Source organism: Paenibacillus nuruki (genome assembly GCF_963311185.1).
Classification (GTDB): Bacteria; Bacillota; Bacilli; order Paenibacillales; family Paenibacillaceae; genus Saccharibacillus; species Saccharibacillus nuruki.
This window is the reverse complement of sequence record NZ_OY725677.1, coordinates 4,816,948-4,831,567: the sequence shown is the minus strand read 5'-3', so window position 1 is coordinate 4,831,567 and position 14,620 is coordinate 4,816,948. Positions and strand designations below refer to the sequence as shown.

Here is a 14,620-nt window from a genome sequence, read left to right as displayed (position 1 = left end):
TTATCAACTTCAAATGCTGATATTCGCATAAAGTATTGTCTTAATTCAAAGATCAATCTTACACGTTAAAGCGGAAATGCATAACATCGCCATCTTTAACCAAATATTCTTTACCTTCCAAACGCAATTGTCCGCGTTCTTTAGCACCGTTCATCGAACCTGCATTCACAAGATCTTCATATCCTACGACTTCTGCGCGAATAAATCCGCGTTCAAAGTCTGTATGAATCACGCCAGCTGCTCCAGGAGCTTTGGTTCCTTTGCGAATTGTCCAAGCACGTACTTCTTGTACACCTGCTGTAAAGTAAGTGTACAGACCTAGCAACTGGTAAGCTGCTTTGATTAGACGGTTTAGACCAGACTCTGCTAGACCCAGTTCTTCTAAGAACATCGCTTTGTCTTCATCTTCAAGTTCAGAGATATCTGCTTCAACTTTAGCACTGATCGGCACAACAACCGCATTTTCAGCTTCAGCAAATTCTTTTACTTTTAATACAAAAGGATTAGTATCTGCTTCAGTTACGCCATCTTCGCTCACATTAGCTGCGTACAATACAGGCTTCATCGTTAGCAAATGAAGATCACGAACAAGTAGACGCTCATCTTCGCTTAGCTCAATACTACGAGCAGGCATATCGTTGTACAACGATTCTTTGATACGCTCTAATACTTCGACTTCTTGAGCAGTTTGTTTGTTACCGCCTTTAACATTTTTGCGTGAACGCTCGATGCGTTTCTCTACACTATCCAAATCAGCCAAAATTAATTCCAGATTAATCGTCTGGATATCACTGATTGGATCGATTTTGCCATCAACATGCGTAATATTCTCATCTTCAAAACAACGAACTACGTGTACAATCGCATCCACTTCACGGATATGCGCTAAGAATTTGTTACCCAAACCTTCGCCTTTACTTGCTCCACGTACCAAACCTGCGATATCTACAAATTCAAAAGCAGTAGGTACCGTTTTCTTAGGTACAACCAATTCTGTTAATTTGTCTAAACGCTCGTCTGGAACTTCTACGATCCCTACGTTAGGATCAATTGTACAAAACGGATAGTTCGCAGATTCTGCACCTGCTTGTGTAATTGCATTAAAAAGAGTAGATTTACCAACGTTCGGCAATCCGACAATACCTGCTTTCAAAGCCATTTATATGACAACTCCTATTGATCTGAATTTATAAATAAACGAACATGAATTTCCACACTCATTATATATGAGAACCCTCGGTGTGGCAAACAACTATACGATAAATTTATTCGTCAAAGTTTGAAGTTGACTCGACAGTGTCGTTAGATTTTGAGAGATGGTCGATAATTCAGTAACCGACTGTTCTTGTTCTTGCGCACTAGCCGATACTTCTTCGGTCATAGCAGAGGTTTCTTCAGTCGCTGAAGCGATATAACTGAGTTGCTCTTCTACTTCATGACGAATATTCTGCATATGTGCTGTACGATCTGCTAGGTTTACAGCTAATCCGTGTACTTCTTCAGACACTTGGCTCACTTGTTCAAATGTCTCCATACATTCAGTAATCTGAGATTCTTGTCGATCCGCAGACTGCATGGTTGTATCAAATTGACCACTCATGCTATTAATTTGCTCGACAAAGCTACCTAAAATCATATCAATTTCACGAATCGAATCTTCAGACTGTTGTGCTAGACTTCGCATTTCACTCGCAACAACAGCAAATCCTTTACCAGCTTCACCTGCTCGAGAAGCTTCGATAGATGCATTTAATGCTAAGATCTGAGTCTGTTTTACAATACTTTGAACTTGACCACTCACATTCGCTGCTTGTTGTGATTGTTCTGCTAACGTGCGTGACATCAACTGCATATGCTGCATTTGTTGAACATTTTGCTTACCTTGTGCTAACAATCGTTGATGTTCTTGTGTGACTTGTTCGCGCACTTCAGTCAGTTGGCGAGCGGTATCTCCGAAGCGATCTACATAACTGCCCACTTCATCAATAATCTGTCCCAGACGTTCTGAATGTTGTACTGCTTCATCGGTCTGTTGTGCTTGTTGGGTTGAACCCGTAGCAATCTCATGAATGGCACGTGATAACTCTTCTGTCTGACGTAATGTGCCTTCAGAGACTTTTGAAATATATTGAGACGATTCTTGTAGCGTATGCGAACTGTTCTGAATATTAGTAATCATATCGGTGATATGAGCAACCATTGCATTATTCAAGTCACTGATATCGCCTAATTGATCTCCTGTAATCCGTTTCGATTGTACGGTTAGATCACCTTTAGTGACATTTTCCATACTCGTCTTGATCTCGCCCACTTGACGTAACATCCGGCGAATAAATGCCATTGCACATAAAACAGCAATCAAGAGAACTACTGTAAATACAGGAATAACCATTTGATATGCCTGTTTTAATGTACTTGAATAGACTGTATTCACAGCACTTGCCGAAATATCGATTCCCAAGTATCCGACCGTTTTTCCACTTGGGTCTTTGATCGGTGAAAAGGTAGAAAATAATTCTCCCCATGTCGGATCTGTAGCTACATCAGTAGTCACCATTTGTTCTGATAATACCTCTGGAGCAATTCCTGAACTAAATTCAAATTCGTCTCCGTATTTGCTGTAGTCCTCATCATCCCATGCGGCTCCGTCCACTGTATAGAACCATTTTCCATCCACATAGTTAAACAAATAAATATATAATGATCCCGTTTCTTGACGTAACATAGTCAACTGGTCACGAAGATCGCGATATTCTTGAAGTTGTTCTGGATTTTTACTCGTGCCTAGCTTTTCAATAGCAGCTAAATTAAGATTAGCAATCGTATTTTTAGCTAAGTTTTGGTTGTTATACTGCATTGTAGATAAAGCAGCATCTTTAATTAATATTTGTGTAATAAACATGGTTAATACAGCCACTATAATCAATGGCACGATAATCATAAGATATAATTTCAAGCGTAACCCTAACTTAATTTTTTTGCCCCTTTTCACTGATGTTGCCTCCTTCATACCTCTATCTATTCTGTAGTCCTCAAGATGCCTAACTACATATATATCGTACAAAAGGTGTGAGTTTTGAAGAGGAGCTGCAAAAAAATATAGTTAATTTGTACTATTATTCAGAAATTTTCAGAATTCTTTCAGAAATAAAGATAGAAATCCAAAATAGATTGGATTTCGAGATACAACGGATCTTTAATTTAAGAAGAAGGAGGATATAATTCTAGAAAGCGCTTGGTGGTCAGACTGAACCGATCCCAGTTTTTGCGATGAGGTAAAAATCCTTGTGTGGAGACTTCTTGTGAAAGAACTTCAATCTGTTCAAAGCGGGCAAAGAACGGCAAAACATAATCATCGATATACCGACAAATTTCTTCAATAACCCGCTCTCGCTCGCTGATAGTTATGACATGATAACTATCTATATTTTTGTATTTACGCGTCAAATTTACAATCGGACTGATAAAAACACAATTGGCATCAGGAGGTGCTATTGCTGTCTCTACACTTACAAATACACGCAATTCACCGTACTTGGAGCCTGTAAATGAAATATCAAATGTAAAGTCACCACTTTTTTGACGGAGACATTTTTTGCTTTTTAAATATTTAAAAAGAGGTTGATATCGTTCTGCAATCTGTTGAATCGTATGCTGGCGTGCTTGTTCGGCTTCGGATACAGCCATATGTTAACTCCTTTCTGCCCAAAGGATAACTATTTTAGATATATATGACTATACTTATACGTTCGAACGCAAGCGTGTGGTCGATTGTAATGCAGTAATATCTCCTGCTCCAATACCCAACATGGCGGCGGATAATTCAAATTCAACTTGAGCTAACACTTGTTCTAACGCTTCTGTCGATTCTACAGCCGCTCCTAATAACGATCTTCCAAATCCAGCAAAGTCGGCTCCTAATGCAATCGCTTTGGCGGCATCGACTCCATTTTTGAGTCCACCGCTACCGATGATAGTCATTTCGGGTAGTTCTTGACGGACATCTACGATACACTCTGCTGTCGGTGTGCCCCAGCCTGCAAAAGCTTCAGCAGCGGCGCGGCGTACAGGATCAATACTGCGGAACTTTTCGACCTGACTCCAAGATGTTCCACCTGCACCAGCCACATCTATAAACGATGCTCCTGCATCCACTAACAAGCGAGCAGTCTCTCCATCGATTCCCCAACCCACTTCTTTGATACCGATCGGTACTTCTAACTGCTTGGCGATCTGTTCAATCTGTAACAATAAACCGGCAAAATTAACATTACCTTCAGGCTGAAAAACTTCCTGTAAACTGTTCAAATGAAGCACCAATGCACTGGCTTCAGCCAGATCAACAGCACGTCGACATTGATCAATCCCAAATCCATAATTCAACTGCACAGCACCTAGATTCGCTATAATCGGAATATTTGGCGCTTGTTGACGCACATTAAAGGTAGCTGCTAACTCATCATGTTCTATGGCAGCTCGTACAGAGCCTAGTCCCATGGCCCAGCCACGTTGCTCGGCTACAGTCGCTAAACGTTTGTTAATATCTCCGGTAGCTTGACTACCACCTGTCATCGAACTGATTAGTAAAGGTGTAGCAACCGGTTGATTTAGAAAAGAAGTTTGTAGTGAAATATTGGCGAAATCCAGTTCTGGTAAGGCTTGATGGCGAAAATGATACTTTTCAAAACCGGAAGTTACGCCTTCTCCTGCTACATCTTCTTCCAGACAAAGACGAACATGAGCACTTTTACGATCAGCAATCTGTCCTTCAGGTATTATTTCTTCAGATTTCATAATGTGCCCTCGTTTCGATTCTAATGTTGACTTGCAATATGTTTAGCAACAAGTTGGCCTGATAATGTCACAATCGGTGTGCCTCCACCTGGATGTGTTGTTCCACCGACATACCATAATCCTTGTACATCACGGCTTCGATTACCCGGACGGAAAAAAGTCTGCTTTACCGAATTGGATGAAATACCATAGATCGCTCCTTGATGAGCATACGTATCGCGCTGAATATCAGCAGGCGTATAATGCTCCCAGACCGGTCCTTGTGAAATATCTTCCAATCCGTATTGTTCTAACAATGCCGCAATCTTATGTCCATAGGCTTGACGCTGTAGTTCCCAATCCCACTCCTTTGACAAATAAGGAGCATTGGCTAAAATAAACAAATTACTACTCATCGGCGGAGCCATCTGGGCTTCAGAATAACCTGAATAGCAAATATATAATGTTGGTAAAGTTGGCGGACGCTTTTGCCCGAAGATCGATAGAAATTCAGGTTCATATTGCTCCGGAAAAAAGACCGTATGATGAAGCAGTTGATCATATTGACGGGGTACACCTGCAAGTGTCACAAAGCCAGATAATGAAGGCTCATACCGATCGATCTGCTTATCACTAAGCGAAGGGCGTTCATGTTCATCTAATAACATCTGACTCATACTGAGCACATCACCATTAATAATCACAACAGGGGCAAAATAATCACCTAGACTACTTTCTACACCAATGGCTTTACCTGATTGTACCAAAATTCGGGAGACTTCTGTGCCTGTTCGTATCGATACCCCTAGTTCAATCGCCAGCTTTTCCAATCCCCGTATTAACTGATATGTACCTCCACGTACTCCATACACTCCAAGCTCTGCTTCCACATGACTAAGCATGGCAAATATAGCGGGTGCTTGATAAGGCGAAGCGCCAACATAAGTGGCATACCGTCCGAATAACATCAATGTATTGGGATGGCGAAAATATTTGCGCAATAACGATTGTAATGTTGTTAATGGATGTACTCGCAGTAAGCCTTTGCCCATAGAAGGCTTTATTTTATCACGCCATGACAGTAATAAGGTATTTAGAAATTGATTATTCGCTTCCAAATACATCTGCTTCGCTTCTGCTAAAAATCGAGGATATTGCAGTGCATCTTCAGGGCTATAGATTGCAATCTGTTCCGCTGTCACTTCAGCATGACGACTTAAGTCTACCACTGATCCATCTGCAAAAATATTACGTGTACGTGGTTCTAGATCATACAAATCTACATAGTCTTCTATCTGTCGTCCAGCTTGCTCAAATACACTACGGAATACATGAGGCATTGTGATCGTGCTTGGTCCACGGTCGAACTGATAACCTGATTTTTCTATATGCTGTAATTTGCCACCGACCGTCAGTTGCTTCTCTAAAATAGTCACATCATATCCGCGTGAAGCTAGACCGATGGCGCAAGATAATCCACCGAAGCCAGCGCCAATAATCAGCGCTTTGCGATCACTCATCCATAATTCCTTCCTTTCCAATTGTAACCTGTACCATTGGCTCCTGCACGCCAAGAATCCATCATAATCCCGATCAGACAAGCCGCACTAATAGGCATGTATATTCCCATCCAGATCGGCTTACCATGATAGACATCAATGATGCTTTTGGTGATCATTCCAATCAAAATACTGAGCAATGACCAGCCAATCAGCATGGTATCTAAGGTACATAGACTATAGATCAAGGTAATCACAGGCAAAATAAATAACAGTCCATAATAAATAGAAATCCCGATCGCTAGCAGAGGACTACGTCCTGCACCTACAAAAATATTCTTTTTATAACCTTCCCATACTTGTCCCGCATTGCGGTACATACGAGCAGATGTATAATGCTGTACATTAGCCAGTGTCACCGGATCACCGATTCGCTTGACTGCACGAGCTAATTCCATGTCTTCTACAATCTGAGTGGAAATTCCTTCATGTCCTCCTGAACGAGCATAACTGTCCGGGTGAATCATTAACCATGCCCCTGTCACAGCCACAAAGAAAGGGCTACGACTACGACGAACCATCATAATCGGCAAATGATACGCAATCACAAATGACATCATAGGTACAAGAATCTTTTCTAACCATGTGCCTGTCTCCATGCGTGGAAATCCACTAATTAGACCTTTGCCTTGAGAACGTGCGGTAACCATTGCGGCTTCTAGCCCTTCTACTTCTAGCCTGACATCTGCATCAATAAATAACCACCAGTTCCCTTGAGCATGTTGCACCAGTTGATGACACGCATATGATTTGCCCATCCAGCCTTCTGGTAAAGGATCACTATGAAAAAGGCGTACCCGATCATCTTGCTGGATCACTTGCTGAATCTCAGCTACTGTACGATCTTCTGAATGATCGTTCATCACCAGCACTTCAATATCGATCGAATCGGTACGACAATTCAATACAGACTCCAAGCACTGACGAATATTAATCTCTTCGTTACGGGCTGGAATCATAATCGATAATATAGGCTTAGAATGCTGATCCTTCCCACTAGTATGGTCTGCTACAGCCTGATCATGCGAGTCTACCGAAGGTTGATAATAAGTGCTTTGGCTAGATAACGATTTGCCTAATTTGGGCATACGAGATAAATTCCAGATCGTAAATAAAAGCTGAATCGCTAGCCATACTGTAAGTACTTGCATGATCAATAGCATCATTTCACCTTTTTCTTATTTTGCGATATTGATCATATTTCTCATCTACGGTGCGCTTCCTACCAATAAGATGAACTTCATCAGGTAAATATCCTTCTTTGGATAATAGCAATTGCTGGCTATGTTGATCCAACTGTACAGTTAACCTATCTTCTAGCATCTCTGCACAATCGCTGGAACCGATCTGTTTCCAATTTTGGAAAATAGGCTCTCCAATATGTAAAGAAGCTTGCAATCGAGGTTGCTGATACAGTCCATAATGCAACGTAACAGGAATCACAGCTGTTTCCGGTGGGGCTTGTCGTAATAATAATCCGATGCCCGGACGGAACGTTAACGGACGTGTCTCCAGATGGCGAATTTCTCCTTGTGGAAACAGCCATATCCGTTTACTTTGCTCAAGTAATCCTGCGGCATAACGCATACTTTGCCGTACATCGCTAGGACTGCCTTTTTCAATCGAAAAGGCTCCTGCTTTGCGAAAAAAATCATACCGCTTCAATTGCCGTTCTTCCATCATCATATAATGATCGCCTACTGAAGTGCGATTGTATGCATGATACGCCAGCAACCCATCCCACCATGAACTATGGTTCATAATATAAATAACCGGTTGCTGAGCTGGTAAAGCATCTAGCGAACCGGTTATCGTTAAAGAATGAAAATTACGGCGAATAAGATACCATTCATTATACTTTCGAAATACCATTTGAAACGATGCTGATTTACCTGCGGGTATCATAACGATAATTCCCCTCTGCTAAAATAATACCGATCAAGGCAACCATCATCGATCCACCAATATCGGCTTGCCATGCTAACAATCCGAAGAATAATAACATCGCTTGATATAAAAAAGTCGCCTGACGCAAAATCCCTAACGTCAAAATCAAACGCGGCAACACCATAGACAATAATCCACCTACAATAAACCATGCTACGAAATTACTCCACGGCACTCCGTAAAATCCGCCCGTTTCTGCCCAATGCCAGAATCCGCGTGCATGAGCAACTGGGTCAAGCACAAGATCCAAAATGATCACCCATATGCCTACTTTGCATGCACGAATGAGCAGATACATACCTTGATTCGATGTGGATGGACGATCTACCGAAGAACGATGAGAAGAACTGCTTAACAACACGCCTCCTGCGACTACACCAATCCATGCAAATCCTAGTGTCCAGGGTACACCATAAATCAAAGCGCCTAGAACAGAGGTATACTCGTATTCTCCAAACGGCCAACCACTATGTACACCAACCCATTCTAAACCCATACCACCTAGCCAGATGATCACGCCAGATACGATAAGGCGTGACCATAGAGGCTTCAGAGAGCCACTGACTGACTGGTCGGACATTTCTTTGAAAAGATCTGCCCTATGGATTAGATAGAGCGCATATAATGCATAAAACACGAGAAAAAGTCCATTTGAAAAATCCAATACTTTCGGTACACCTATTGTTAATAACAAGATAGTTCCGATACTATACCAGATCCAAAATAACCAACCCATATTAAGAAACCACCGATCGCTTAAGCATATCTGTAGTAAATCCGTGTCTCATCGCAATTCCGATCAACATATCACGTTTTTGTTCATCTGTAACATACGCGCGCTTGGTGAATACATCGTATTCATTTTCTACAATAACATCCATAATTCCAGCATAGAAAGTCGCTGCTAATTCAACCGTAAATGCACTGGTCTGAGGATAAGCTGCTAAATCGCCAAGCCCTGTGGCAAACCATTGCTCTGCCAAAAAGCGCAATTCATCCATCAATGCGCGAAAACGATCATCGATCACGCCTGCTTCTAACTCTTCTTCTGTATAGTGATGACGTTGCAACAATTCAAGCGGAATATAACGTCTGCCTCGTCTACCATCTTCTCCGATATCACGCATAATATTTACAATTTGCATTCCTTTACCCAGTGCGATACCTGAATGACGAATCTCATCACTATGCTCACCTTTAAGCACAGGCAATAACATTTCGCCTACGGTTCCGGCTACTAGATAACAATAATGCTCTAATTCACGCATCGTTGAATAACGAGTAAACGCAAGGTCATATGTTTGACCGTCCATTTGACGACGGAATGGGGCTTTGGATAATCCCGGAAACTCACTGAATAACCAACGCAAAGAAGGCCAAATAAAGTGTCCTTCTGCGGTCTCTAGCTTATTAAATAAAGCTTGGAGTTCATGAATACTGTATAACGATTGTTCAGGTTCATCTACACTATCATCAATCATTCTACAAAAAGCGTAAATTACATGAACCGCTTCTTTTTGCGGACTTGGGAGCCAGCTAAAGGCATAATAAAACGATGACGAGCCATGACGAATCATTTCTTCACAATTTTGCAAATCAGCCTTTCGGATTGATTTCAAATTCCCAACTCCTTTAACATTTGATGTGCAGCCATCCTTGCTCCTTGCATAACAATAGGTACGCCGCCGCCCGGATGAACCGAAGCGCCTGCTGCATACAATCCTCGAATATGGGGAAAAGGCTTAGGCTGTGGACGATATACACCGGACTGCCCAATCACTGGAGCAATACCGAAGCTTCCACCTCCATATAATCCGCTACGCAAAGCATCTACAGGTGTACGTACTTTAGTCCATTTGATCGAAGAACGAAGATCTGTAAATCCACGACGTTCTGCCGCATTCAGTACATGTTCGACAAGACGCGGTGTATCTTTCTCCCAATCTATACCTACTTCATCGGTCACTGGAATCAAAAAGTATAATACACTATGCCCTTCAGCCGCTGCATCGGGATCAACTGCTACGGGATTAAATACATAAAAAGCAGGGTCTTCTGGCAACTGACGATTACTGAATGCTTGTCTAAGACTATCATTTAGACTAGGTGGTAAAAAGAATTGATGGGTTAACATATCATCCCATCGACGATTGGTTCCCGCATAGATCAGCACACAACCTGATGAAGGTTGATACGGTTTACGACGTGGCTTGGTGATTCCTTTGTCCATTAAAGCTGAAATGTTAGGGAAGTCTCCATTATACAATACGGCATCGAAATGGTGTTTTTCTCCATCCACCTGAACCCCTAGACAAACACCATGCTGAATTTCTAGCTTTTCAACAGTGCGATTAAGCTGAATCTTGATCCCGCGGTCTGCTAATTCTTGCGCTAAAATCTCGGGTAATCTTCCATATCCACCTTTGATCATCCATATGCCAAAAGCATGTTCAGCATAAGGGAGCATTGTATACAATCCCGGTGCTTTTTCTGGAATCCCGCCGATATACAGACTTTGTAACGAATAAGCTTCACGCAACTGATCATTTGTGAAATACAGTCCCGCAGCACTACTCAGATTACGATACGCTCGAAGATTAAGCATTAATGCTAGATTATCTGGAGTGAAAAAATGTTTCCACTTGGGAAAATCACGTTCTAGAAATGAAGCTTGTCCTCTAGCAAATAATGGACGCATTTCACGCATAAAGCGGCTAAAGTTAGCACCTTGCCCCGGGAAAACACGTTCTACTTCTTCTGCCTGCACTTCAGGCTTGCGGTGTTTGGTGAGTACTTTGCCATCTGGATAATGAACACGATACAGTGGATCACATTCAATCAATGGAATTTTGTCACGTGCCACACCAGCTTCTTCCATAATACCATGAAGCATTTCAGGTAGCAGTACAATTGTGGGTCCTTGATCGATCCGTTCTTCCCCTTCGTATTCAAACGCGATGCGTCCACCAACACGATTGCTTTTCTCAAATATAGTTACTTGTACACCTTGCTTGCTCAGTAGTAAAGCCGTTGTTAAGCCACCTATACCGCTACCTACGATTGCTACATGCCGTTTCATGAATGAGTAACCTCGGTCATCACTTGATCGGCATGAGTCTCATCGGTAATCACGATTCCATCCTGCTTAAAGATCATACTGGTACTGATACGTGCAGATTCAAAAATAGTCGGCAATCCACTACCCGGATGCGTTCCTCCACCTACTAGCCATACACCATCTAATTCTTCAAAACGATTATGCGGACGGAATGTCATCATCTGATCCAAGTGATGCGTTAGATTAAACGTTGCTCCTTGGTATACATCTAATTGTTGTTCCCAATCCAGCGGTGTGAAAAAGCTCATTTCTTCAATCCGTTCACGCAAGTCAGCTAATTGAGGAATCATCTCTGCCCGGGATAACATCTGTTCTTTCACTTGTTCACGCTTCACTTCCCAGTCCGTTTCACCTGTTAAGTTCGGTGTTGGCATCAAAATGTATAGTGCTGTTTTGCCAGCAGGAGCCAGTGTTGGGTCTAAAACGGATGGATTATGCACATAGATCGATGGATCTTCTGATAATGTTTTTTTCTTCATAATCTCATCTACATTGCGATGATAATCTTCAGAGAAATGCACCGAATGATGGGGTAGATCAATAGTTCCATCGACACCTAGATATAACATCGCCGCAGAACAAGAATATTTTTTGGCAGCTAGCTTGTCTGGTGAATATTTGCGCAATACACCGGGTGCAAATAATTGATTCATCGCTGTAGAGAAATCAGCATTAATTACAATATGATCTGCATATACAGTCTCCCCGTTGTCCAGTACAACACCCTTGGCTGTACGTCCTTCGGTAATAACTTGTTTCACGCCTACACCTGTATGTACGTGACCTCCGTGTTCAGAGATTACTTTAGCCATACTTTCGAATATAGCGTTGATTCCGCCTTTAGGATGAAAAAGTCCATAACGGTGTTCCAGATACGACAAAATCGTAAAGGTTCCCGGACAATCCCAAGCAGACATTCCTAAATATTTAGCTTGAAAAGCAAATGACATCTTCAATCGCTCATCTTTGAAATATTTAGACAATCGTCCATATACCGTATCGTTCAGATGAAGCTTAGGTAATGCGCGGAATACATCACTACGCATATAATCGGTCAAATTGGAAAAAGGTCTCCGCAACAAAGGCATGACTTTTTCCAGCTTCACATCTTCTTCTTCCAGATAACGATAATACCCCGCCTCATCACCGGGGAAAAGCGTTGCGATCTGCGCAGCCGTATCTTCTCGATCTCGTGAAGGTTGGAATACTTTATCACCGAAATGTAAGCTGTACATTGGTGTTAATTCTTGCATGTCTACATAATCATATAGTGAACGCTTGGATACACGGAATAATTCTTCGATCAAATGAGGCATCATTAAAAAAGTAGCTCCGCGATCGAAACGATACTCCCCAAGCTTCAATTGTGAAGAACGTCCACCGACAACAGACTGTTTCTCGTACATGTTCACTTCATATCCCTGACTAGCAAGTAACATTCCTGCTGCGAGTCCTCCTGGGCCTGCTCCAATGACGATTGCTTTTCGAGTTGAATGATTGGCTTTCATTACAGTCCCCTTTGTTAAAATGGATTTCATAAATACATTAAGTTGTATAAATTCTTTTACTATAATTAATATATAAACTTCCGAACCCCTGTTTGCAACTCAGTCTGCGTCAAAATTAATGTTTTGTTGTTAATGAATAGGTGGAAGTGTATGAATTACGCTTTCGGAAGGGGACAAAAAGAGATGAATTCTTTTTCAAATAATCAATCACCGATTCATGCTTCGCAGCGTAAATCACCCCGTAGATTTCAACGTTCCCATTGGGTTCGTTATGTCCTCGGCCTACTGATCGTCTGGCTTATCGCCGTTATGATCTATCAGACGAACAAACCTTTACCACCTGGCGTATCTTATGAAAGCCCACTTTACACAGTGGATCATGTTAATTTTTACTATGATCTCACGTATCCCGCACAAGGTACAGGGGACCGATTTACACAAAAACGACAAATTTATGACAGAATACTTAAAATGATCGATTCGGCTCAACAATATGTGATTATTGATATATTTTTATTTAACGATTATGTACATAAAGGGCAAAAATATCCTAAATTGAGTGAAGGATTAGCAGATAAGTTAATCGAACGCAAAAAACAGGTGCCTAACCTCAAAGTGGTATTTATCACAGATGAGGTGAATACGAATTACAATTCAGGTCCTAATGGATTACTGGAAAAGCTTAAAAAGAATGGCATTGATGTGGTACTGACAGATGTCGACTCACTTCGTGATTCTACACCGGTGTACTCTGCGATCTGGCGTACCTTTTTCCAATGGTTCGGGCAAGAAGGCAAAGGATGGGTACCGAATATGATGGCGACTGATGGACCTGATGTCACATTCCGTTCGTATCTGAAACTGATTAATGTGAAAGCCAATCATCGCAAAGTCGTAGCGACCGAAAATAGTGCACTGGTTTCTACAGGTAATGTGCATGATGCGAGTGCTTATCATTCCAATATCGCTTTTGAAGTGCAAGGACCTATTATCGGTGATATTCTAAAATCAGAACAAGCCGTGATCGATCTCTCGGGCAGTTCAGTGCAATTGCCTACCTATAAAGCACCTGCGGGAACAGCAACCAAACCGAAAGGCGAAGTTCAACTGCGTTATATTACCGAAGGTAAAGTATTTGATCGGTTGCTTGAAGCGATTGCAGACACCAAGCAAGGAGATACTTTATGGATGGGTATGTTCTACTTAGCTGATAAAGATGTTACGAGTGGGCTAATGGAAGCGTCCAAACGTGGAGTTAAAATTCAATTGATTCTCGATCCGAATCAGAATGCTTTTGGACAAGATAAGATCGGTATTCCGAATCGTCCTGTAGCTGCTGAACTCAAAAATGCTTCCAGTGGCAAAATTGATGTTCGCTGGTACAACACTACCGATGAGCAGTATCACACCAAAATGATGTATATCGACAAAGCATCTGGTAATGATCTGATTATTGGAGGTTCTTCTAACTTTACGCCACGTAACCTGAAAGATTACAATCTGGAAAATGATCTTTGGATCTCTGCTCCAGGGGATAACGATCTGATGACCGGTGTAAATAAATACTTTACGATGTTGTGGAACAATAAAGGCGAAGAATATACGTTACCTTTAAGTGCTTATCAAGAAGATACGACATGGCTAAAAGATATCGCGTATCGTCTACAGCTAATTCTTGGATTTACAACATTCTAATAAATACTTTATTCATTCTT

At 41.6% G+C, this 14,620-nt stretch carries 12 protein-coding genes; 1 reads left to right on the top strand and 11 read right to left on the bottom strand.

Features of this window, described 5'->3' with window-relative positions:
• Nucleotides 1-58 precede the first annotated feature (58 nt).
• From ychF to RCP16_RS21390, 11 genes are all read right to left on the bottom strand, one after another.
• On the bottom strand, nt 59-1,159 hold the full coding sequence (gene ychF, locus RCP16_RS21440; RefSeq protein WP_069328703.1) for a redox-regulated ATPase YchF: 1,101 nt from the start codon (nt 1,157-1,159) through the stop codon (nt 59-61).
• A gap of 93 nt (nt 1,160-1,252) precedes the next feature.
• The gene (locus RCP16_RS21435; RefSeq protein ID WP_069328702.1) at nt 1,253-2,992 is read right to left on the bottom strand and encodes a methyl-accepting chemotaxis protein; all 1,740 of its coding nucleotides are present in this window, start codon (nt 2,990-2,992) and stop codon (nt 1,253-1,255) included.
• Nucleotides 2,993-3,201: 209 nt separating this feature from the next.
• The gene (locus RCP16_RS21430) at nt 3,202-3,687 is read right to left on the bottom strand and encodes a hypothetical protein (RefSeq protein ID WP_069328701.1); all 486 of its coding nucleotides are present in this window, start codon (nt 3,685-3,687) and stop codon (nt 3,202-3,204) included.
• A 54-nt stretch (nt 3,688-3,741) separates the two neighbouring features.
• Entirely contained in the window at nt 3,742-4,794 is a 1,053-nt protein-coding gene (gene fni, locus RCP16_RS21425) for a type 2 isopentenyl-diphosphate Delta-isomerase (RefSeq protein WP_308641294.1), read from the bottom strand.
• A 20-nt stretch (nt 4,795-4,814) separates the two neighbouring features.
• Nucleotides 4,815-6,293, bottom strand: coding sequence for a phytoene desaturase family protein (locus tag RCP16_RS21420; protein WP_308641293.1), 1,479 nt, complete (start codon nt 6,291-6,293; stop codon nt 4,815-4,817).
• Complete coding sequence (locus tag RCP16_RS21415; RefSeq protein WP_308641292.1) at nt 6,290-7,498, bottom strand: glycosyltransferase family 2 protein; 1,209 nt, start codon at nt 7,496-7,498, stop codon at nt 6,290-6,292. The genes RCP16_RS21420 and RCP16_RS21415 overlap by 4 nt, the downstream gene beginning before the upstream one ends.
• A 1-nt stretch (nt 7,499) precedes the next feature.
• A complete protein-coding gene (locus RCP16_RS21410) occupies nt 7,500-8,237 on the bottom strand; it encodes a lysophospholipid acyltransferase family protein (RefSeq protein WP_069328698.1) in 738 nt (245 codons plus the stop codon).
• Entirely contained in the window at nt 8,221-9,015 is a 795-nt protein-coding gene (locus RCP16_RS21405) for a carotenoid biosynthesis protein (protein ID WP_273592557.1), read from the bottom strand. The genes RCP16_RS21410 and RCP16_RS21405 overlap by 17 nt, the downstream gene beginning before the upstream one ends.
• Nucleotide 9,016: 1 nt before the next feature.
• Entirely contained in the window at nt 9,017-9,898 is an 882-nt protein-coding gene (locus RCP16_RS21400) for a phytoene/squalene synthase family protein (RefSeq protein WP_083243577.1), read from the bottom strand.
• A complete protein-coding gene (locus tag RCP16_RS21395) occupies nt 9,895-11,358 on the bottom strand; it encodes a phytoene desaturase family protein (RefSeq protein ID WP_308641291.1) in 1,464 nt (487 codons plus the stop codon). Before RCP16_RS21395 ends, RCP16_RS21400 begins: the two co-directional genes overlap by 4 nt.
• Nucleotides 11,355-12,905: a phytoene desaturase family protein gene (locus RCP16_RS21390; RefSeq protein WP_308641290.1), complete on the bottom strand. Its 1,551-nt coding sequence runs from the start codon at nt 12,903-12,905 to the stop codon at nt 11,355-11,357. The genes RCP16_RS21395 and RCP16_RS21390 overlap by 4 nt, the downstream gene beginning before the upstream one ends.
• A 183-nt stretch (nt 12,906-13,088) precedes the next feature.
• Here RCP16_RS21390 and RCP16_RS21385 point away from each other — a divergent pair, with 183 nt between their 5' ends.
• Nucleotides 13,089-14,600 (top strand): phospholipase D family protein, encoded by a 1,512-nt coding sequence (locus tag RCP16_RS21385; RefSeq protein WP_308641289.1) that lies wholly within the window; start codon nt 13,089-13,091, stop codon nt 14,598-14,600.
• Nucleotides 14,601-14,620: the final 20 nt, after the last annotated feature.